17 protein-coding genes are annotated in these 21,231 nt (G+C 70.9%); 11 read left to right on the forward strand and 6 right to left on the reverse strand.

What is annotated here, in order from left to right; translation table 11 throughout:
* Positions 1-40 precede the first annotated feature (40 nt).
* The 4 genes from P0W64_RS10335 to P0W64_RS10350 are packed head-to-tail and all read right to left on the reverse strand — an operon-like array spanning position 41 to position 3,380.
* Complete coding sequence (locus P0W64_RS10335; RefSeq protein WP_275480009.1) at positions 41-628, reverse strand: 4-oxalocrotonate decarboxylase; 588 nt, start codon at positions 626-628, stop codon at positions 41-43.
* Positions 625-1,653 carry a 4-hydroxy-2-oxovalerate aldolase gene (gene dmpG, locus P0W64_RS10340; protein WP_275480010.1) on the reverse strand — a complete coding sequence of 343 codons (1,029 nt, stop codon included), beginning with the start codon at positions 1,651-1,653 and terminating at the stop codon, positions 625-627. The genes P0W64_RS10335 and dmpG overlap by 4 nt, the downstream gene beginning before the upstream one ends.
* Before the next feature lie 14 nt (positions 1,654-1,667).
* Positions 1,668-2,567, reverse strand: a complete 900-nt coding sequence (locus P0W64_RS10345) for an acetaldehyde dehydrogenase (acetylating) (RefSeq protein WP_275480011.1) — start codon at positions 2,565-2,567, stop codon at positions 1,668-1,670.
* A 21-nt stretch (positions 2,568-2,588) separates the two neighbouring features.
* Positions 2,589-3,380 (reverse strand): fumarylacetoacetate hydrolase family protein, encoded by a 792-nt coding sequence (locus tag P0W64_RS10350; protein ID WP_275480036.1) that lies wholly within the window; start codon positions 3,378-3,380, stop codon positions 2,589-2,591.
* A 68-nt stretch (positions 3,381-3,448) separates the two neighbouring features.
* Here P0W64_RS10350 and P0W64_RS10355 point away from each other — a divergent pair, with 68 nt between their 5' ends.
* Entirely contained in the window at positions 3,449-4,243 is a 795-nt protein-coding gene (locus P0W64_RS10355) for an IclR family transcriptional regulator (protein ID WP_275480012.1), read from the forward strand.
* A 78-nt stretch (positions 4,244-4,321) separates the two neighbouring features.
* Positions 4,322-5,071, forward strand: coding sequence for a lipase (locus P0W64_RS10360; protein WP_275480013.1), 750 nt, complete (start codon positions 4,322-4,324; stop codon positions 5,069-5,071).
* Positions 5,072-5,095: 24 nt separating this feature from the next.
* On the opposite strand, the gene P0W64_RS10365 is transcribed toward P0W64_RS10360, so the two are convergent.
* Entirely contained in the window at positions 5,096-6,649 is a 1,554-nt protein-coding gene (locus P0W64_RS10365) for an AMP-binding protein (protein WP_275480014.1), read from the reverse strand.
* Positions 6,650-6,807: 158 nt separating this feature from the next.
* Between P0W64_RS10365 and P0W64_RS10370 the strand changes: the two genes are divergently transcribed.
* The 6 genes from P0W64_RS10370 to P0W64_RS10395 are packed head-to-tail and all read left to right on the forward strand — an operon-like array spanning position 6,808 to position 15,418.
* The gene (locus P0W64_RS10370) at positions 6,808-8,124 is read left to right on the forward strand and encodes a salicylate synthase (RefSeq protein ID WP_275480015.1); all 1,317 of its coding nucleotides are present in this window, start codon (positions 6,808-6,810) and stop codon (positions 8,122-8,124) included.
* Positions 8,121-9,059, forward strand: a complete 939-nt coding sequence (locus tag P0W64_RS10375; RefSeq protein WP_275480016.1) for an ATP-binding cassette domain-containing protein — start codon at positions 8,121-8,123, stop codon at positions 9,057-9,059. Before P0W64_RS10370 ends, P0W64_RS10375 begins: the two co-directional genes overlap by 4 nt.
* Entirely contained in the window at positions 9,056-9,850 is a 795-nt protein-coding gene (locus P0W64_RS10380) for an ABC transporter permease (protein ID WP_275480017.1), read from the forward strand. The genes P0W64_RS10375 and P0W64_RS10380 overlap by 4 nt, the downstream gene beginning before the upstream one ends.
* Positions 9,847-10,668 (forward strand): ABC transporter permease, encoded by an 822-nt coding sequence (locus tag P0W64_RS10385; protein WP_275480018.1) that lies wholly within the window; start codon positions 9,847-9,849, stop codon positions 10,666-10,668. The genes P0W64_RS10380 and P0W64_RS10385 overlap by 4 nt, the downstream gene beginning before the upstream one ends.
* Before the next feature lie 17 nt (positions 10,669-10,685).
* On the forward strand, positions 10,686-14,147 hold the full coding sequence (locus P0W64_RS10390; protein WP_275480019.1) for an amino acid adenylation domain-containing protein: 3,462 nt from the start codon (positions 10,686-10,688) through the stop codon (positions 14,145-14,147).
* On the forward strand, positions 14,144-15,418 hold the full coding sequence (locus P0W64_RS10395; protein ID WP_275480020.1) for a SidA/IucD/PvdA family monooxygenase: 1,275 nt from the start codon (positions 14,144-14,146) through the stop codon (positions 15,416-15,418). The genes P0W64_RS10390 and P0W64_RS10395 overlap by 4 nt, the downstream gene beginning before the upstream one ends.
* A gap of 32 nt (positions 15,419-15,450) precedes the next feature.
* On the opposite strand, the gene P0W64_RS10400 is transcribed toward P0W64_RS10395, so the two are convergent.
* On the reverse strand, positions 15,451-15,939 hold the full coding sequence (locus tag P0W64_RS10400; protein ID WP_275480021.1) for a GNAT family N-acetyltransferase: 489 nt from the start codon (positions 15,937-15,939) through the stop codon (positions 15,451-15,453).
* 200 nt (positions 15,940-16,139) lie between these two features.
* On the opposite strand from P0W64_RS10400, the gene P0W64_RS10405 reads away from it, so the two are divergent.
* Genes P0W64_RS10405 through P0W64_RS10415 form a run of 3 tightly spaced genes read left to right on the forward strand, consistent with a single transcriptional unit; the run spans position 16,140 to position 21,225 of the window.
* Entirely contained in the window at positions 16,140-16,895 is a 756-nt protein-coding gene (locus P0W64_RS10405; protein WP_275480022.1) for an alpha/beta fold hydrolase, read from the forward strand.
* On the forward strand, positions 16,892-18,190 hold the full coding sequence (locus tag P0W64_RS10410; protein ID WP_275480023.1) for a polyketide synthase: 1,299 nt from the start codon (positions 16,892-16,894) through the stop codon (positions 18,188-18,190). The genes P0W64_RS10405 and P0W64_RS10410 overlap by 4 nt, the downstream gene beginning before the upstream one ends.
* Entirely contained in the window at positions 18,187-21,225 is a 3,039-nt protein-coding gene (locus tag P0W64_RS10415) for an SDR family NAD(P)-dependent oxidoreductase (protein WP_275480024.1), read from the forward strand. The genes P0W64_RS10410 and P0W64_RS10415 overlap by 4 nt, the downstream gene beginning before the upstream one ends.
* The last annotated feature ends 6 nt before the right edge of the window (positions 21,226-21,231 follow it).

Genomic DNA, 21,231 nt, shown 5'->3' on the forward strand with positions numbered 1-21,231 from the left:
AGCGGTAACCGGAGGACCCTCCGGTAGCGCCAGCATAGCACTAATCGGAGTGTCCTCCGTTTCTCTGTGGAAGGGTTCGGGCCCCGCCGATAACAAGGTTGCCCAGGTGCGTGAACTCGGCGGCGACCTGTTCCCCGGGGGACACCGGAACGGCGTCGGTCATGCCGCCGGTGAATACCATCGTGCCCGGCGCGAGTCCGCCGAGGGCGTCGGCGGCGAACGCGAGCGCCTGTCCGGGGTGGCCGTGGACGGCGGCGCCGGTCGCCGAGTCCACCACCACCCCGTTCACCGAGAGCACACACGCCTCGAGCGAGAGGTCCACTTCGTACGGTCGGCGCTCGACCCCGCCTATGACGACCCGCGTCGCCGCGGCGTCGCCGGATGCATCCAGTAGCTCGAGTCCGGCGTGCACGGATCGCACCGCGGCCATCGCCTCCGTAGCGGTGACACCCGGGCCCGCCGGCCGCTCGCCGACGACGAGCACGATGTGTGGCGCGATGCGGATTCCGTCCGTCGCTACGGGTGTGCCTGCCGCGAGCAGCATCTGCCTCGTGACCCGCGTGACGAGGGGCTCCGTGCCCGGCGGCCCCAGTCTGACCCCGATGTTCCGCCCGGCTGTGTCGATCACACGGACACCGGCTTCCGCTCCGCGGCGAGTTCGATGGCCACGTCGATGATCATGTCCTCCTGGCCGCCGACGTACCCGGCCTGTCCGACGCGCGTGAGTATCTCGTGGGCGGGCACCCCGTACCGCTGCGCTGCGCGCTCGGCGTGGAACAGAAACGAGTTGTACACGCCGTACCGGCCCTGGATTATCGAATTCCTGTCTGCGATAGGAAGTCTTGGTATGAACGGCCGGGCGGTCTCCTCGGCCACCGCGAGCACCGCATCCGAGTCGATGCCGGTCCGCACGCCGAGGCGGTCGAGGACGACGGTGAGGATCTCCGTCGGGGTGTTGCCCGCGCCGGCACCGAGCGCGCACAGCGTCCCGTCGATCTGTCTGGCCCCCGCCCGCATGCCCGCGATCGAATTCGCAGGGCCCATCGACAGATTCTGGTGCGCGTGCACGCCGACCTGGGCGTCGTCACCCAATTCCGCGACCAGTGCGGCGACGCGATCGGCCACGCCATCGGGCAGCAGGGCACCGGCGGAGTCGACGACGTATACACAGTTGCAGCCCGCGTCGGCCATGATGCGCGCCTGTTTCGCCAGGTGCTCGGGCGTGGTGCGGTGCGAGAGCATGAGGAAGCCGACGGTGTCCATACCGAGATCCCGTGCGGCGCCGAAGTGCTGGATCGATACGTCGGCCTCGGTGCAGTGCGTCGCGACGCGGGCGACGGACGCACCGGCGCCGTGGGCGCGCTCGAGATCGGCGACGGTGCCGAGGCCCGGTAGCAGCAGCACGGCTATCCGTGCCTGCTTCGCCACATCTGCTGCGGCGCTGATCAACTCGATCTCGTCGGTACGGCTGAAACCGTAGTTGAACGTCGAGCCGGACAGGCCGTCTCCGTGCGTGACCTCGATGACGGGCACGCCCGCTGTGTCGAGCCCCCGGACGACGTCGCGCACCTGATCGACGGTGAACTGGTGCGCGACGGCGTGACTGCCGTCGCGCAGGGTGGTGTCCGTGATGCGGACTGCGATGTCACTCATGATTGTTCGGCCCTTCACGATGCGATGGTGGCGGTTCGGGCGCGGGCCAGGAGCTCGGCCGAGCGTGTGGCGGCGGCGGTCATGATGTCGAGGTTGCCGGCCCACTCCGGGAGGTGGTCGCCGTTGCCGCGCACCTCCAGGAACACGGCCACGCGCGCGTTCCCGCGCCAGGTGGACAGGGGATCGTCGAACTGCGGGTCCGCGCGCAGGGTGTAGCCCGGAACGTACCGCTGCACCTCGGTGACGATATCGTGGATCGACTCGCTGATCTCGTCGCGGTCCGCGTCGGGTGATATCGCGCAGAATACCGTGTCGCGCATGATCATCGGTGGATCCACAGGGTTGAGGACGATGATGGCCTTGCCCCGCCGTGCGCCCCCGACGGACTCGATGCCCTCGCTCGTGGTCACGGTGAACTCGTCGATGTTCGCGCGCGTACCGGGCCCCGCCGAGCGCGACGATATCGACGCGACGATCTCGGCGTAGGGAACCTCGGTCACGCGGGAGACGGCGTGCACGATCGGGATCGTCGCCTGCCCGCCGCACGTGATCATGTTGACGTTCGGTGCCTGCACGGTGGCGCCGAGATCGACTGCGGGGCAGAGAAAGGGGCCGACAGCGGCGGGGGTGAGGTCGATGGCGGTGATCCCGGCCTCAGCGTAGCGCGGTGCGTTCGCTGTGTGAGCCTTCGCCGACGTGGCCTCGAATACGAAGTCCGGCAGGTCGTCTCGGGCGAGCAACCAGTCGACCCCGCCTGCGCTGGCTTCGACGCCCAGCTCGCGGGCGCGGGCCAGACCGGCGGACTCCGGGTCGACGCCGACCATGCACGTCACGTCGAACTCGGCGCTGCGTTGTAGCTTGATGAGCAGGTCGGTCCCGATGTTCCCGGGGCCGACGATGGCGGTGGTCACCATAGCGGTCCTTCTCTCGTAGTGCTATCCCGCGAATGTCGCGGTGACAGATCCGATTCCGGCGAATGTGGCGGTGGCTGTCGAGCCCCGTCGCACGGGCACCGCGGCGGTGACCGAACCCGGCAGGATCACGGATCCGGCTTCCAGCGTGATGCCGAGCGGCCCGACGGTGTTCGCCAGCCACGCGAGAGCGTTCACCGGTGAGCCCAGTGCCGCGCCACCCGCGCCTGTGCCTACGATCGCGCCGTCCACATGCAGGTTGCATCCCAGTGTGCGCAGTGACAGGCCCCGCGCGGTGAGCTGTTCGAGCGAGACCGGTGTCGATCCGAGAACGACGCCACCCGACGAGGCGTTGTCGGCGATAGTGTCGGCCAGGGTGATCCTCCAGTTCTCGATCCGCGAATCGATGATCTCGAGGGAGGGGAGCACGTAGTCGATGGCCGAGATCGCGTCCGGCACCGTGACGCATGGGCCCTCGAGCGAACGCCCGAGCACGAAAGCGATCTCGGGCTCGACGCGCGGGCTGATGTACCGGTCGGCGGGCACAGGTGTGTTCTCCATATGGAACATGTCGTCCATGAGGTGCCCGTAATCCGGTTGGGTGACACCCATCTGCCGCTGCATCACCGCGGAGGTCAGGCCGACCTTGTGGCCACGTACCGTCCGGCCTGCGTCGGTCCACGCGCGAACCTGCGCGAGCTGCACGGCGTACGCCTCCTGGGGCGTCATCTCCGGGTGGCGTAGAACCAGCGGCGCTATCGGCCTACGGTCGCGGTAGGCGGCGAGGAGGTCCGCCGCCAGGCCCGCGGTGTCTATGCCGCTCGGCGTCGTGGGTGTTCGTGTCACGCTTGAAGCGTGCGCGCGCCGCCTGTGATACTCAACGCATGCGTCCCGGTGAGCGGAACACCTTCGCGCCAGACTCGGCAACCGTGCGGGCGGAGCCGACGTCCGTCGTGCGTCGCGTCTCGGAGATCCTCGGGGCGTTCGGCCACGAGGATCGCGCGCTCGGCGTCAACGAGATCGCCCGCCGCACAGGTATTCCGAAGGCGACGGTGTCGCGCCTCGTAGCCGAACTCGTCGACGAAGGCATGCTGGAGCGCCACGGTGCGCAGATCGTCTTGGGGCTGCGGCTGTTCGAGCTCGGCGAGCGAGCGTCCCGGCGGCGCTCGATGCGCGAGGTCGCGCTGCCCTTCCTCGCGGATCTGCGGGCGGCCACGGGACAGACCGTGCACCTGGCCGTCCTCGACGGGTCCGAGGTCGTGTACGTCGAGATCCTGCGTGGCCGAGGAGGGCCCACGCTTCCATCGGGGGTGGGGTTGCGGCTGCCCGCACACGCGACCGGGGTCGGCAAGGCTCTGTTAGCCGCGGCGCCGCCCGACGTTCTGCAGCGCATCCTCGAGCGCGGCCTCGCCCCCGTCGGGCCCCGCACCATCACCGCACCGGGCGCCCTGCTGGCGCATCTGCGCCGCATCGCAGCGAGTGGCATGTCCTACGAGCACGAGGAATCGGCGGCCGGAGTCGCATGCGTCGCCAGTGCCATCGTTCCCGACGGCGGTCCGGCGGTCGGCGCCGTCTCCGCGACGGGGTGGATCGGCAAGGTCGATATCCGCCGCGTCGGGCCGGCCGTCCGCACCACCGCCCTGACCATCGCCCGTGAGCTCGCGGCGGCCGAGCCCTGAGCCCGGTCCGCTAGGCGGTTTGCCCGTATTGTGCGACACGGTTGCACAGGTCTACCTCATTGTGGTTAGGCTCCCCTCATGAAGACCCTTCCCAAGTTGGCGTCCGCCGTCGCCTGTGTAGCTGCCGCAGGCTCGCTCGCCATCGCTCCCGTCCAGGCAGCACCCGCCACCGGTCCGGTCAAGGACGTCGTGATCGTGCCCGGCCAGACCTTCGGCTCGCTGCCCTACACACCGCTCAAGGATTCGCTCGAGCAGAGCGGTTACCGGGTGACGGTGCTGAGCACCGAGGGCACCAACCTGCCGGCGGACGCGCGGGTCATCGCGGGGACCGTCGACGGGATCCGCAAGGCTCACCCGAAGGACGGGATCGCGCTCGTCGGGCACAGCGTCGGCGGTCTGTCGGCCCGCTACTACCTCAAGGAGCTCGGCGGCGCGAGCAAGGTGAAGACCTACGTTGCCATCGGTACGCCGCAGTACGGCAACCCGGCCGGCTGCACGCAGTCCGGGACCGCGCACGACGTCTGCCCCACGACGCCCTTCATGAAGGCCCTGAACGGGGGCGTCAACGCGGTCGGGTCGACGCAGTACTACTCGATCCGCTCTTCGAAGGAGTGGGTCGACGGCCGCCTGACCGGTCGCCAGTGCCGCATGGCGCCGATCTCGTCGATCACCAGCAAGGGCGACATAGACCACATCATCGAGCCGCTCGACCCGCGCGTCGCCGCGCAGGTCAAGGCTGCACTCGCCGGCAACTGCCAGGGCCAGACCGTCACCGCTCCGGTCGGCTCCATCAACGTGAATCAGACCCTGTACCCGGGCGGGCGATAGCCGCCGACCCGGGCGCGGCGGCCGTCATTCCAGCAGTCCCGCCTTCACCGCCTTCCGGTCGACCTTGCCGACGGCGGTGTACGGGAGCGAGGAGACCGATTCGAGCCGGTCGGGAAGCTTGAACCGTGCGAGCCCGCGGCCTAGGAGAAAGGTCCGCAGCTCGGGCAACGACGGTGCCGTGCCCGAGGTCACGACGACTGCGCACGTCCGCTCGCCGAGCGCATCGTCGGGCAGCCCGATCACGGCGGCCTCGCGGACGGCGGGATGGAACAGCAGTTCCTCCTCGATGTCGTCGGGCGCGATGTTCTCGCCTCCCCGCACGATCGTCTCTTTGAGCCGCGACACGTACTCGATGTAGCCGTCGGCGCGCACGCGGACCCGGTCACCGGACCGGTAGAAGCCATCGGGCGAGAAGCCGCGCCTGTTGATGGCCTCGGCGCGGTAGTAGCCGCGAATCGTGTACGGCCCGCGGGTCAGTAGCTCGCCGGGCTCGCCGGCGGCGACGGCAGCACCGTCCTCGTCGACGACCCGTAGTTCGTCGAATGCACTGATGGGGCGGCCCTGCGTGCGAGCCAGGATCTCGTCGTCGTCGCCGATGCGCGTGGCATTGATCAGGCCTTCCGCCATGCCGAAGACCTGTTGCAGCGCACCTGGAAACGCGACCGAAGCCGCCCGTGCATCGGATTCCGTGAGGAGCGCGCCGCCGACCTGGAGCAGCCGCAGCGACGACACGTCGGCGGGCTCCCAGGTCCGCGCGGCGGTCCACAGCTGCGCGAGCGCCGGCACCAGGGCCGTGACGGTGACGCCGTGCTTCTCGATGAGTCCGAAAGTGTTGTCCGGACTAGGGTTCTCGGTGAACACGACGTGCCCGCCCACGCCCAGGACGCCGAGGACGCCTGGACAGCACAGGGGGAAGTTGTGCGCCGCGGGCAGTGCCGTCAGGTACACATCGCCCGGTGCCAGCAGTGTCGCCTCGATGGAGCACTGCGCGTTGTACCAGTAGTCGTTGTGCGTGCGCGGGATCAGCTTGGGAGCGCCGGTGGTACCGCCCGAGATCAACAGCAGCGCCGGCTCGTCCGGGTCGACAGTGGCGGGCGTATGGTCGGAGGCCGAAGGGAGCGGGCTGTGCGGGCCGGGGTCCCCGTGGACGAAGACGTGGCGCACGCCCCGTACGCGCGACTGCAGCTCGGCGGCCAGCTCGCGGTAGTCGACGCCGGGCCTAGTGTCCTCGCATACGTATCCGGCAGCGCCGGACGCCTCGGCCAAGTGCGCGATCTCCGCGATGCGGTGCGCGGGCAGCGACATGACCGGCACTACGGCGGCGCGCAGTAGACCCAGCAGGGTCACAGCGAACTCGACGGTGTTCTGCAGTTGCAGCACCACGCGCTCGCCGGGCGCGAGCCACTCGGCGAAGCCGGCGCCGCGCTCCGCGGCCGCAGCGTAGAGCTCCGCGTATGTCAGCGTCCCGGCGGGATCGGTGACGGCGGGTGAATCGGGCCGGGCGAGGCCGGCAGCCTGGACGGACTCCCACAGCGGTCGGTCCGCGAACAAGCCCGCATCCGCGTAGCGTTCGCGCATATCGTGTCGATACCCAACGAAACCTTCTGCTAGGTAATTGTTTTCAGGGTCCGTCATGTGACGCTCCTAACGATGGTCCGGCGCCACCCGGAACTTGCCCGGGAGCCGCCGCTTACCATAGCCTCACCTCAGTTGATCCCCGGAGGTAACTCGTGTCCGTGACCCTTGACCAAACGTCCGCGCTGCGGCCGGTCGCTGTCGGCCCGCTGGATGCCGCACGCATCTGTGCTGCGTGGGCGCAGTCCGGTCTGGCGGACGACTACGTGGCCTACGAGCGGCCGTCGGGCTTCGTGTTCGCGGGTGGGGTCCGTGCACGAATCATCCTGTCCGCCACAGAGATCACGATGGATATCGCAGGTGACCGAACGCGTACGCAGTACGGCGGGACGCCCGCACAGGCGCTCCAGACGGCGTTGGGCACCATCGAGGGCACGTGGACCGCGTACGGCTGGGTGGGCTTCGAGTTCACGTCGCACCTCCGGCGGGAGGACCGGTCCGACGGCGTGCTGGGTGAGCTCGTCGTGCCGGAGTTCGAGGCGGTGATCGCACCCGATGGCACGATCACGGCCACCGGGATCGAACCCGAGATCCTTCTCACACATGCCCGCGGCGCCCTGGCGGCGCCGGTGCGCGACACGATCGCCCTCGACGTCGGTGACGACCCCGACGACTACCGCGGGCGCGTCGCGAAGGCCGTCGCCGAGATCACTCGCGGCGACTACCTCAAGGTGATCCTGTCTCGGCGCGTACCGGTGCCCTTTCCTGTGGACCTGCCGGCGTCCTATGCGGCAGGCCGGAGGGCGAACACGCCGGCGCGTTCGTTCCTGTTCCGTCTGAGCGGGTTCGAAGCAGCGGGTTTCAGCCCCGAGATCGTCGGCCAGGTGGATGCGCAGCGCAGCGTGACCACTGAGCCGCTCGCCGGTACGCGCGCGCTGCACATGGACGGTGCCGACGCCCGGGCGCTCCGAGAGGAGCTGCAGTCCGATCCCAAGGAGATCGTGGAACACGCTGTGTCCGTGCGTCTCTCGTGCGAGGAGGTGCGTGCTGTCGCCAAGCCGGGTACCACCGTCGTCACGGAGTTCATGGCGGTGCGCGAGCGCGGCAGCGTCCAGCACCTCGCGTCGACCGTGCGGGGCGAACTCCTGGACGGGGTCGGAGCCTGGCGCGCGCTGGACGTGCTGTTCCCCGCGGTCACAGCGTCGGGCATTCCCAAGGAGCCCGCGGTGCGCGCCATCACGCGGCTCGAGCCCGTGGCGCGGGGCCTGTACTCGGGCGCCGTCGTCGTCGCCGGTTCGGACGGCACGCTCGACGCGGCGCTCGTGCTGCGCGCGGCGTACGCACACGACGGGAAGGCGTGGTTGCAGGCGGGCGCCGGCATCGTCGGCCAGTCCGACCCGGATCGCGAATTCGAGGAGACCCGGGAGAAGCTCAGCTCGGTGGCGCCGCATCTCGTGCGCAAGGAGGCCGACTCGTGATCGAGGTCGATGGTCTGGTCAAGACGTTCGGCGGTGTCAGGGCGCTCGACGGGGTCTCGCTGTCGGTGCCCGGCGGCACGGTGCTCGGGCTGCTCGGGCCCAACGGTAGCGGCAAGACGACCACGGTGTCCGTCCTCTCGACCCTCGTGCGCCCGGATGCCGGTCACGCCACGATCGGCGGGCACGATGTGGTCGACGAGGCCGAGCGTGTGCGCGAGCTGGTGTCTCTCACCGGGCAGTACGCGTCGCTCGACCAAGCCCTGACGGTGCGCGAGAACCTGACGATGTTCGGCCGCCTGACGGGCCTGAGGCGGCGTGACACCGCCGCGCAGGTCGATCATCTCGCGGACACGTACGATCTCGGCGAGTTCCTGGATCGCCGGGTCGGTGCCCTGTCCGGCGGCATGCGCCGCCGCGTCGACATCGCGTGCGCGCTGGTCACACGTCCGCAGGTGCTGTTCCTCGACGAGCCCACCACGGGGCTGGACCCGCGGAGCCGCCAGGCGGTGTGGGCCGCGGTCCGCGGCCTGCGAGCCGAGGGCATCACCGTCCTGCTCACTACGCAGTACCTCGAGGAGGCGGACCAGCTGGCCGACCGCATCGTCATGCTGGGCTCGGGTCGCGTCCTCGCCGAGGGCACGCCGGGCGAGCTCAAGGCGCGCACGGGCGCGGCCGTGTGCGAGGTGACGCTCGCGGCACCGTCGGACTCCGAACGGGTGGTGGCCGCGCTCGCCGCGTGCGATCTCCAAGCCAGTGTGGACGGGGCCGCCGGGGCCCATCCGGTCGTGCGGGTGCCTGCAGCCGACGGTGCCGACACCCTGCGACGGGTGCTCGACGTGCTCGCGGGAGTGGAGTTCATAGACGCGGGTCTGCGGCAGCCGAGCCTCGACGAGGTGTTCCTCTCACTGACCGACACGACGCGGGCCGACGCGTGACGGCTCCCGCTGCGCAGAAGCCGGCCACCCGCCGCACCGTCCCGCTTCCCGCGGCCGTCGGCGCACTGAGCCTGCGAGGCATCCGTGCCAGCGCCCGCGATGGCGATCTGGTCCTGGCGATCGGCTCTCCGATCCTGTTCTTCCTGTGCTTCTACACGCCGCTGCACCGCGCCTTCGATGCTGCCGGCGGCCGGTATGCGCAGTACCTTGCGCCCGTCATCGTGCTGCAGTGCGGACTGTTCACGGCAATCGTCGCCGCGCAGGTCGCGGGGACGGACGCGCGGAGCGCCGCGCGCGACCGCTTCCTCACGCTGCCCATCCCGCGCGTCGCGCCCGCCGCCGCGCGCATGGTGACGGCCGCGTTCCGCGTGAGCGTCGCCGCGGCGGTCGCGGTCGGTATCGCATCGGTCTTCGGCTTCCGGTTTCACGGGAAACCGCTGCACATCGCGGCCTTCTTCGCGGCGGTGATCGCCGTGACGGTGGCGCTCTCGATGTTGTGCGATGCGCTCGGCTCGTCGGCGACGAACCCCGAGAACGTCGCCCAGGGCCTCATGATTCCACAGCTCCTCCTGGTGATGCTCTCAACGGGACTGGTTCCAGCCCAGGGCTTTCCGGGATGGGTGCAGCCGTTCGTGCGGAATCAGCCGATCTCGGTGCTTGCCGACGCCATGCGCGGTTGGGCTGACGGCGAGCCGACCCGCGTGGGGCCTGCCGCAGCGTGGATCGCGGGGCTCTTGGCGGTGGGCGTCGCCGTGATCGTCGTCGCCGGCCGCAAGGAGGCCACGCGGTGACCGCCGCGGGTGCGCCGCAGCGGACGGCGGCAGCGGGACCGAGACGCGCCGCCGTCGGGCTCGGTACGCAGACCCTGGTGCTGGCCGGATCTCTGGCGCGGTCGTGGGCGCGACAGCCGGGTATCGCGATCCAGGCGGTCGTGTTCCCCGCGTTCCTGCTGCTGATGTTCCAGACCGTGCTCGGCCGTACCGTCGACGCCATGGGCGGCGGCGAGAGTGTGTATCGCAACGCGGGTCTCATCGCCCTCATCGGCGTCATGTACGGCAGTCTGGCGACGGGCATCGGCTTGATCACCGAGCGCGAGTCGGGCCTCCTTGCCCGGCAGTGGACTCTTCCCGTGCCGCGCGCGGGCTTCCTCGCCGGGCGCCTGCTGGCCGAGTTGGCGCGTGCGTTGGTGAGTACCGCGGTGCTGTTCGGGCTTGCGGTGTGTCTCGGCTTCCGCTTCTCTCAGGGGTTCGCCGCGGGTATCGGTGCGTTCGTAGTGCCGGTCGCGTTCGCCGCCGCGTGCGCGCTCGGCATCATCGCGATGGCGACGGTGACATCCGAGAAGCAGATAGTGCAGGTGTTCGGCGCCCTGTTCCTGCTCGCCATGTTCTTCAACACCGGCTTCGTGCCGCTCGACCAGTACCCCGGTTGGCTGCAGCCGGTGGTGCGGTGGCAGCCGATGAGCCCGGCCATCGATCTCATGCGGGGCCTTACCGAGGGTGGGGCCGTCGCCGTGCCGCTCGCGGCCTCCGCGGCGTGGATCGTGGTGATCGCTTTGCTGGGCGGGATCGTCGCCGCTCGCGGCTTCCGCCACGCGGCCACCGCCCGCTGAACCCAAGGAGTATCAACGTGTCCGATCACCTCGACGAGGTCCGTGCCGAGGTCGCCGCGCTGCTGGCGACGGAGGCCGGCGCCATCGATCCCGAGGCCGACCTGATCGAGCTGGGCCTCGACTCGATCCGCATGATGGCCGTCGCGGGTGGGTGGCGCAGCCGTGGTGCGACAGTGAACTTCGCGCAGCTCGCGGAGACCCCGACCGTGGCCGCGTGGGCGCGCCTGCTGGCGGAATCAGACCAGGGCGCCGCCGCTCCTGCACCTGAGCCCGAGCCCATGGCCGGGGACGCGCTCGAGGCTGCCGACACGGACGATTCGTTCCCGCTCGCGCCCATGGCGCACGCGTACTGGACAGGTCGGCAGACGGACGATCTCGGCAACGTCGCAGCGCATCTCTACGTCGAGTTCGACGGCCCCGACATCGACCCCGAACGTCTGCGGGCCGCGCTGCTCGGCCTGCTCGAGATCCACCCCATGCTGCGCGCGCAGGTGCTCGCCGAGGGGCGACAGCGCATCGGCGAGGCACGCGACCTGCTCGCGGTCACGGATCTACGCGCCGCGCCGGCCGGCGATCGCGCCCGCGAGCTGGCCACGTTGCGCGACAGTAAGACCCACCAGCTGCTCGACGTGCATGCCGGACGCGTCCTCGACGTCGCGCTCACCCGGTTGCCCGACGGCAGCCGGCTGCACGTCGACATCGACATGATCGCCGCGGACGCCCTGAGCTACCGGGTGTTCATGCGTGACCTCGCCCGGTTGTACCTGGGGGAGGAGGTCTCGGCGCCAGCGGTCACGTACCGCCGGTACCTCGACCTGCTACCGGATCGGACCGCCGAGCGTGCGGTCGACGCCGCCTGGTGGCGCGAACGCCTGGACGACCTGCCCGGGGCGCCGGACCTGCCGCTGTCCGCCGCCGGTCGCACCGGCACCGCGACACGTGTGGTGCGGCTGCACCACCACGTCGATGCGCAGGCCGCGGCGGCTATCGCGGAACACGCGCGTGCGCAGGGTGTCACAGCCGCGATGGCGTTGGCCGCGGTATTCGCGTCGACGGTCGGCGCGTGGAGCGCCACCGAATCGTTCCTCCTGAATCTTCCGATGTTTCATCGGGAGCCCGTGCATCCCGAGATCGACCGGGTGGTGGGGGACTTCACGTCGTCTGTGCTGCTGGATGTGCAGGCGTCCGCCGAGTCGCTCGCCGAACGAGCGCGAGACCTACAGAACCGGCTGCACCGCAATGCCTCCCACTCGGCCCTCGGTGGGCTCGACGTGCTGCGCATGCTGGGTCGTGCGCGCGGCGAACAGGTACTGGCGCCGGTCGTCTATACCAGCGCACTGGGCTTGGGGGAGCTCTTCGAGCCTGTGGTCACCGAAGCCTTCGGCGGCGCGGTGTCCATTGTGTCGCAGGGGCCGCAGGTCCTCCTCGACGCGCAGGTCACCGAGTTCGACGGCGGCCTCCTGCTGAACTGGGACATCCGCGCCGACGCGTTCGAAGCCGGTGTCGCGCAGGCGATGTTCGACCACTACCGTGCGGGCGTCGATGCGTTGGTCGCGGGCACCTGGACCGAACCGGGCGTCGCCGACGTGCCGGCGGCTCAGCTCGTCCGGCGGGCGGAGGCGAACGACACCGGGGCCGACAACCCACCCCGCACGTTGCACGGCGCGTTCTTCGTTCGCGCGCAGGCGGATCCGGATGCGGTTGCGGTCACGGGCAGCGGCGGCACCCTGACGTACGGCGAGCTCGCCCGCCAGGCGCTGGCCGTTGCGGCCTGTCTGCGGGCCGAGGGCGTCAAGCCTGCGGATGCGGTCGCCATTCGGCTGCCGAAGGGGCCGGACCAGGTCGTCGCGGCGCTGGGCGTGCTCGCGGCCGGCGGCGTCTACGTGCCGGTCGGGTACGACCAGCCGGAGGCCAGGCGCGGGGCGGTCATCGCGGGTTCCGGTGCACGGGTTGAGATCTCGGACGACGGTGTCGGCATCGCACTCGCCGACGCCCGGGGATCCGAGGCGCTCGTAGGGCCCGTCGATGTGCAACCAGGCGCCCTCGCCTACATCCTGTACACGTCCGGCTCGACGGGTACACCCAAGGGCGTCGAGGTGAGCCACGACGCGGCCGCGAATACGATCGACGATCTGGTCGACCGTTTCGCGATGGGACCCGGTGCCAGGACGTTCGGCATCTCGGCGCTCGAGTTCGACCTGTCCGTGTTCGACGTGTTCGCACCGCTCGCAGTGGGCGGTGCGGTCGTCACGGTGACGGAGGCCGAGAAGGGCGACCCGGCGGCATGGCTGCGGCTCGTGCGTGAGCACGGCGTCACTGTCGTGAACTGCGTGCCGTCCATCCTCGACCTACTCCTCGTGGAGGCGGAGCGATCCGGCGTACGGCTGGACTCGCTGAGGACGGTGCTGCTCGGCGGCGACCGCGTGGGAGCCGATCTGCCCCTGCGGCTGGCCGCCCGCGCCGACGGTGCCCGCTTCGCGGGGCTGGGCGGCGCGACGGAGGCGGCCATCCACTCCACAGTGCGTGAGGTGCCGGCGGCCGATGCAGCGACGTTCGCCACCACGTGGGACTCGGTCCCGTACGGAACCCCGCTGCACAATGTGTTGTGTCGAGTGACGGATTCCGCAGGTAGGGACCGCCCGGATTGGGTGCCCGGCGAGCTCTGGATCGGCGGTCGCTCGGTCGCCGACGGCTACCGGGGCGAGCCTGAGCGCACGGCTCGGCAGTTCGTGACCGCGCCCGCGGCGCCGGGCGGCCGCGATGTGCGGTGGTACCGCACGGGTGACCGCGCCCGCTACCTTCCAGACGGTTCGCTCGACTTCCTCGGGCGAGCCGACGACCAGGTGAAGGTGCGCGGCTACCGGGTCGAGCTGGGTGAGGTCGAGGCGGCGCTCCGGGGCTGCCCGGGCGTGACCGGAGCGCTTGCCACCGTCGTCACCGACGGCCGCCTGCCTGCGATCGCGGCTGCCGTCTGCGGCACCGCTTCGCCCGATACCGTGCTCGAAGCCGCAGCCGCGCGGCTCCCGGCGTACATGGTGCCGGCCCGGGTCGCGGTGCTGGCCGAGTTCCCGCTCACGGGCAACGGCAAGATCGACCGCAAGGCGCTCAGGGTGATGCTCGCCGAAGGCGCAGCCGTCGACTCGTACGCCGAACCGCAGTCCGACCTCGAGCGGGCGCTGGCCTCGCTGGTCGCGGCGGTTCTCGCCGATCCGGACTCGGGCCCCATCCGTGTCGGCCGAGCCGACGACTTCTTCGGCGCCGGTGGCGATTCCATCCAGGCGACCGCGCTCGTGGCCCGGCTTCGCGCGTGGCTGGACGCACCCTCGGCGACGGTGGCCGACGTCTTCGCGGGGCGCACGGTCGCAGGGATCGCGGAGCGGCTGCGTGCATCGGACGACGCGGCACGGCTCGAAGCCGTGGCGCAGATCTATCTGGAGGTGACGGCGATGGACGAGGCGGATGTGGAGGCGGCGCGATGACATCGCTCGTGGTCGTGGGCGCCGGTCCCAAGGCGGTCGCGGTGGCGGCCAAGGCGGCGGCTCTCCGCGCCGAGGGTCTGCCCGCGCCGGACGTCACCGTCGTAGAACCACGCGGCGTCGCGGCGAACTGGCGCAGCGTCGGTGGCTGGACCGACGGTCTGCACCGGTTGGGGACGAGCCCGCACAAGGACATCGGCTACCCGTACCGCACGCGCATCGCGCGCGGCGCCGATGCCGCGGTCGACAGGCGGCTGCTCGCGTTGAGCTGGACCGGATTCCTCACGGCCCAGGGGACTTACGCTGACTGGGTGGACCGCGGCTGCCCCAGCCCGCCGCATGATCAGTGGGCCTCGTACCTGGCGTGGGCCGCCGCCGAGTCCGGTATGACGGTGACGCCTGGCGTCGTCGAAGGTCTGACGGCTGCCGACTCGGGCTGGCAGGTCTCGGTGGGCGGGGCCGCGCCGCAGGTCCTTTCGGCCGAGGCGGTCCTGGTGACCGGGCCCGGCCGCAGCGATCAGGCGATGTCCGACGATCCGTCGGTGCTCTCGGTGTCCCGCTTCTGGGAGCTCGCCGCCGCGCGCGGAGTGCCTTCGAACGCGCGGGTGGCGGTGATCGGAGGCGGCGAGACCGCGGCGTCGGCACTCGACGAGCTGGTGCGGCACGATGTCTTCGCGGTTTCCGTGATCTCGCCGGCGCCCACGATCTTCACCCGCGGGGAGAGCTACTTCGAGAACGCCCTCTACAGCGACCCGACGAGGTGGGCGATGCTGTCGCAGGAGGAGCGGCGGGACGTCATCCGGCGCACCGACCGAGGAGTCTTCTCGACGCGCGTGCAGGAATCACTGTTGGCGGAGAGCAGGATCCACCACATCCGCGGCCGCGTGACTCGCATAGTGCGCGGCGATGCGGGACTCGAGCTGACCCTGACCGGCGGGCGCTATCCGCAGACGCCGACAGCCTACGACCTGGTGGTGGACGCACGCGGCGGGGACGCATTGTGGTTCCTCGACCTGCTGGACTCCGGGGCCGCGGACCGGCTCGAGCTCGCGATCGGCGGACCGGCGTCCGTGGGGCGGATCGAGGACTCGATCCGCTACGACCTGTCCGTCGGCGGCCTCGAGCCGAAACTGTTCCTGCCCAACCTCGCCGGTATGGCGCAGGGCCCCGGGTTCGCGAACCTCTCGTGTCTCGGCGAGCTGTCGGACCGCATACTCTCGGGTCCGGTTCGCGGCGCCGTCGGGTCCGCCCGTCTGGGCCGCGCCTGGGCCTGACGCTCCGCGACGGCCAGGCTGGAGGCGCGGGCTCAGGGGCGCTCCACTATGTACAGCGCGATGCGGCGTCCGGGGCGGACGTCGACGTCGCCCCGATGCGTGTATCCGTGCTTCCGGAGCGCCGCGTGCATCCGGGCGTTGCGGACGTCGGGGTCGGCGATCACGCGGTGCACAGCGGGATCGGCCTCGAGCAGCGCCGCGGTCAGGGCGCCGAGGAAACCGGACGCCCGCCCGCGGCCCACGAATGCGAGATCACCGGTCGCGATGTGGATCCCGAGATCCGCCGGTTCGGCCTCGTAGACACACGCTACTTCGTCCTGCGCGGCCCTGTAGACCTCGGCATAGCCGACCTCCACTCCGTCGATGGAGAAGATCAGCGGCCGTGAGTACCCGCTGTCGAGACGGGCCTGCGAGTCTGCGCGCCACTTCTCCACCGGCCAGGGCTGCTCCCACGTCTCCGAGAGGTGCGGCTGCGCCATCCAGGTGGAGATCCTCTCGGGGTCGCCGGACGCGGGATCCACCAGTCGTACACCGTATGGTGAGGCCAACGACGGAATGATCGGCGCAGGAACGGATTTGACGTCTAGCGAAAGATCCGTGAGCAGCCGCGGAAGGGGATGTGACGGGTGCGACGATGAGGGCAACGACAGACTCCAGCATGCTAGGGTAGGAAGGCCTTGCTGAGGCGAGGTTAGCCTAACTGTTTCAAGGAGTCACACTCGTGCCTGCCACTCGCGGCTGGGTCCGCAGATTCCACACCGGCCCCGACGGCGCAGACGTCCCGGCGTTCGTGGTGTTCCCCCACGCGGGAAGCGGAGCCTCGGCCTATCGCGCCCTGTCCGAACGCCTGTCGAAGGTGGCCGACGTGCTCGTGCTGCAGTACCCCGGGCGCCAGGACCGGATGGCGGAGCCCGCACTCGGGACGATACCCGAGATCGCGTCCGGTGCGGCCCCGGATGTCGCGACCGAGTTGCGCGGCCGCAAGCCGATCCTGTTCGGGCACAGCATGGGTGCCATCGCCGCCTTCGAGACGGCGCGGCTCTTCGAGGCGGCTGGGATCCCTGTGCGGCGCCTCGCCGTATCGGCCGCGGTACCACCCAGCATGGTGGCCGACCTGCCGCCGCACCCGAAGACTGACGAGGAGTTGCTGGCGCACATGGCGCAGTTGGGCGGTACCGAGGCGTCCGTCGGTGCCGACGACACGATCATGCGCATGGCGCTTCCGGCCATGCGGGCGGACTTCGGCGCCTTCGACGCGTACTCGTGCGAGCCCGGGGTCACGGTCGCGGCGCCCGTGACAGTGCTCGGCGGGCGCGACGATCCCGCTGTCCCGGTCGGCCGACTGCACGGGTGGGCCGGTCACACGACTGCGGAAGCGGATGTCACGGTCTTTCCCGGCGGTCACTTCTACTACAACGACCAGTTGGATCGCTTCGCGTCGGTCCTCACGGCAGACCTGGCGGAGGCCACGGCGTGAGGTCGGACGCCGTCGTCGTCACCGGCATCGGCGTCGAGGCCCCGGCCGGCGTCGAGACCCCACAGCAGTTCTGGGACGCACTCGAATCCGGCGAGGAGCTGCTCGGTCCCATGCCCCGGGATCGCGGCTGGGACCTCGAGGACCTCTTCGCGCTGCACGCCATACCGGGCTACCAGCGGGTGCCGGACCGGGGCGGATTCCTCGTCGGTGCGGCGGAGTTCGATCACCGGTTCTTCGGCGTGAGCCCTCGCGAGGCGGTCGCGCTCGACCCGCAGCAGCGGGTCGTGACGCGCGTCGCCCACCGGGCTCTGGAACACGCCGGCATCGCCCCGGCCTCGCTCGCCGGCAGCCGAACCGGCTGCTACCTGGGCGCGTCCGCGATGGAGTACGGGCCGCGGGCCGCGGAGGCCAACGAGTTCTCCGGGCACCGCGTTGCGGGCGGAGCGCTGGGCGCCGTCGCGGGACGCGTTGCTCACACGCTGGGCCTGTACGGACCCGCGTTCACCGTCGATGCGGCATGCGCGTCTTCGCTCACTGCCCTGCACGTCGCGGCCCAGGGCCTCCGCGCGGGGGACTGCGACCTCGCACTCGTCGGCGGCGTGTGCGTGATGGGATCGGCCGCGGCCTTCTACGAGTTCTCCAAGAACAACGCACTGGCCGTCGACGGCCGCTTGCGCGCGTACGGCGCGGAGGCGTCGGGCACCGTCTGGGGCGAGGGCGCCGGGGTGTTCGTCGTGGAGACGGCGGAGCACGCCGCGCGGCACGGACGCAATCCGCTCGCCGAGGTCGTCGCAACCCGCGTCGCACACAACGGCGGTGGCGGCCCCATCGTGGTGCCGAGCGCCGAGGCGCAGGAACGCCTGATCGCGGAGACGGTATCCGCATCGGGCATCGACCCGGACGACATCGCGGTCGTCGAGGGCCACGGCACCGGTACCCCGCTGGGCGACCCGGCCGAGCTCGCGGCGCTCGCGACGACCTACGGCCGTGGCGCGCACACCTGCTGGCTCGGTTCGGTTAAGAGCAACACCGGGCACACGCAGGCCGCCTCCGGGGCGCTCGGGCTGGCCAAGACGATCCTCGGTGCACGAGTGGGCATCGTCGCGCCCACACTGCATGCCGAGGCGCCCACCGAGCGATTCGATTGGGGGGCAGGAAATCTGCGACTCGCAGCCGAGCCACGACCCTTCCGGGAAGTGGCCGGATCGCGGTTCGCGGCGGTGTCGTCGTTCGGGGTGGCCGGCACCAACGCGCACGCGCTCGTCGCGATGCCCAGTATGGCAGGACCATCATGAATGCACCCGTATTCGCCGACGGTACAATCGGATTCGCCCTTTCGGCCGATAGCCGGGAGCTGCTAGCACGGACGGCGGCCGAGGTCGCGGGGTACGTCGAGTCCCACCCCGACGTGCCCATCGAAGACGTCGCATATGCGCTCTCCACGCTGCGTGCATCCCGGCGGCAGCGCGCCCTGATTCGCGCGTCCGACCGCTCCGGCCTCCTCGGCGGCCTGAGGGACGTGAGTGGGAACGGTTCCGGGGCCGAGGGGTACACGGTCCACGCCGGTACCCCGACAGCGGGTCGGCCCGCATTCGTCTACCCGGGTCAGGGCAGCCAGCGGCCCGGTATGGGTCGGCTCTACTACGAGCTCTCTCCCGTGTACCGGCGCTCGGTGGACGAGACGCACGAGGCGTCGCTGGCGCTGTTCGGTACATCGCCCCGCGACTACGTGCTGGGAGAGTATCCGGTCGCCGAGGACGCCCCTGTCGACGTCGTCCAGCCGGGCATCTTCATGCAGATGTTGGGCATGGTGGCGATGTGGAACGCGGCGGGTGTGCGCGCGGATGTCCACGTGGGCCACAGTCAGGGCGAGATCGCGGCGGCCGTTGCGGCCGGGGTGATCTCGCTGCGCGACGGTCTGAGTGTCGTGACGTGCCGAGCCAGGACCGTGCTCGAACTCGCTCCCGGCGGCTATTCGATGGCCGTACTGGGGATCGACCGTGAGACGACGGCTGCGATCTTGGCCCGCCGCAACGGTTTCGTGGAGCACTCGGTCGTGAACTCGGCCCACATCCAGTGCGTGAGCGGCGAGCGGGACGAGATAGACACCATCGTCGCCGGGCTCGGCGAGCAGGGCGTGTTCGCGCGGGCCATCCGTGTGGCCTATCCGGCGCACACGTCGATCGTCGCCCAGTTCACGGCGGGCCGCGACGCGCACGTCGGCGATCTGGAATCGGGGGTCTTCGCGGATTCCGGCCAGCTGTGCATCGGCGGCACTCTCGGCGGCCCGATCACGCCCGAGTACGCGCCCGTCGACTACTGGTTCTGGAATCTGCGCAATCCGGTGCGCTTCGACCTCGCCACGGCTGCGGCGCTCGAGGCGGGTGCAGACAGCCTCATCGAGGTGTCCGAGCACCCGACGTTGCAGCTTGCCCTCATGGAGAACATCGCCGACGCGCAGAGCGACGCCCGCGTGTACGGGACGTCCCGGCGCGACGCCGAGGATCTCACCGTGTTCTCGGACTCAGTGGCACAGGTCCTGTTGCGCAGCAAAGGTTTCGACCTCGCGTCACTCGCCGGCGACAGGGGCGTGATCCCGGAGGACTTCCCGCCGGCGCCGATGGCACGGACCGCATCGTGGGCGCCCGCCGTGCGGCCCTCGCGGCGCGTCGCACCGCACCCGCGGCCACGCCGGCTCACCGCCGCCTGGGTCGATCCGGGTGTCACGTCGGCCGCGCGTCCGCGTCCGCTCGCGGTGCTGGACCCGAGCGGTGCGGTCCCGGATTTCGCGGTTGCCGTCGTCGCCGCCGCCGAGCGGTACGGCGCCACCGCGCGCCGCGCAGCGGTCGCCGAAACCGGGGAGACCGCCTTGCTGGTCCTGCCCGCAGCGGTCGACCCGGTGGCAGCGGCCGATGCGCTCCTCGCCGACCGTAGTTGGTGGGCGAGCGATGAGAGCCCGGCGGCGGAGGTGTGGCTGGTGACCCGCGGCGCCGTGGATACGGGCGACGACTCGGTGCCGGAGCCGGCCCAGGCGGCCGCCGCCGCGGGACTGCGAGCGCTCGCAGCAGACCTGCCGGGACTTCGCGTGCGGCACTGCGACGTCGGTGCGCAGCTGTCCGACGCCGACGCCGCGTGGGACGCCGTCACCGGGCTGCACGTGGCCGCGGAGCCGCGGGTCGCGGTGCGGGCCGGGACGCCTCTCGTATGCAGGCTGGTATCTGCGGGTCCCGATCCGGCCGAGGCTGCGTCACTCGATCACGTGATCATCACGGGGGGAACCGGATTCATCGGCACCCGCGTATGCCGCGACCTCGCCGCACGCGGCGCCCGGCGGATCACACTGCTGTCCCGCTCGGGCGACACCGCCGACGTGCGTCGCACACTCGCGCCCGCGCGCCGGACATCGGACACGGAGATCGTGGTCCGCGCGTGCGACGTCACGGACCCCTCCGCGGTCGCCGAAGCCCTGGCCGGGGCACCCGACGCGACGCTGGTGGTGCACGCGGCCGTCGGGTACGCGGACACCCCGACGACGGAGATCGAGCCCGGTGCGTTCGCCCGTGCCTCCGCCGCGAAGGTCGGCGGGCTCGAGACCCTGCTGAAAGCGGCGTCGCTGGCAGACGACGCGCGCATCGTGGCGTGCTCCTCCCTTGCTGCGACGGTGCCGGGACGTGGTCAGGCGCTGTACGCCGCGGCGAACGCCCTGCTCGACGCCGAGATCGCCGCGCTGCGCGCCGCGGGGCGTGCCGCTGCGGCCGTTCAATGGGGGTTGTGGGAGACCGCCGGGCCCCTGGACGAGGAGGGCTTCGCGCGCGTCGCCGGGACCGGCGTGGTGCCCATGGCCGCCCCGGACGCGCTCGCCGCGATCGATCTAACCTCGTGCGCTGACGCGGTGGTTCTCGCCGCCGACCTGCCGCGGCTGCGCGTGGCGGCCGAAGTGCTCGGCGTCGCACCCCTGCTGGAGGGTCTCGGCGATGACGGTCCTGTGCCCGACGCCGGGTCCGCGGCTGCGGCATGCGAGCCGGACCCCGACGTCGCCCTGAGCGCCGACCCCGCGCCGTCTCCCGACCCGGCGTCCCCAGCCTCGGCTTCCTCGGCGGCCGACCCGGGCGAGACGTTGCGGGCCCGGCTCGCGCATGTGCTGGGCATGGGGCCGGAGGAACTGGACGCCGACGTCCCGCTGGTCGCGCTCGGCCTCGACTCCCTGCAAGCGCTCGAGCTCCGTACCGCGGTGCGCACCGAACTGGGCCGTGACCTCCCACTGGAAGCGGTCCTCGGCGGGGCGACCCTCGCCGACATGACCGCTGCGCTCGCAGAGCAGACCTCCTGACGAAGG

This window comes from Tsukamurella sp. 8F (assembly GCF_029167375.1).
Taxonomy (GTDB): Bacteria; Actinomycetota; Actinomycetes; order Mycobacteriales; family Mycobacteriaceae; genus Tsukamurella.

Bases quoted from the DNA above. Each gene is read 5' to 3' on its own strand.
- P0W64_RS10360 (WP_275480013.1), top strand. From the start codon at position 4,322: ATGAAGACCCTTCCCAAGTTGGCGTCCGCCGTCGCCTGTGTAGCTGCC.
- P0W64_RS10395 (WP_275480020.1), top strand. From the start codon at position 14,144: ATGACATCGCTCGTGGTCGTGGGCGCCGGTCCCAAGGCGGTCGCGGTG.
- P0W64_RS10345 (WP_275480011.1), bottom strand. From the start codon at position 2,567: ATGGTGACCACCGCCATCGTCGGCCCCGGGAACATCGGGACCGACCTG.
- P0W64_RS10355 (WP_275480012.1), top strand. From the start codon at position 3,449: ATGCGTCCCGGTGAGCGGAACACCTTCGCGCCAGACTCGGCAACCGTG.
- dmpG (WP_275480010.1), bottom strand. From the start codon at position 1,653: ATGAGTGACATCGCAGTCCGCATCACGGACACCACCCTGCGCGACGGC.
- P0W64_RS10365 (WP_275480014.1), bottom strand. From the start codon at position 6,649: ATGCGCGAACGCTACGCGGATGCGGGCTTGTTCGCGGACCGACCGCTG.
- P0W64_RS10415 (WP_275480024.1), top strand. From the start codon at position 18,187: ATGAATGCACCCGTATTCGCCGACGGTACAATCGGATTCGCCCTTTCG.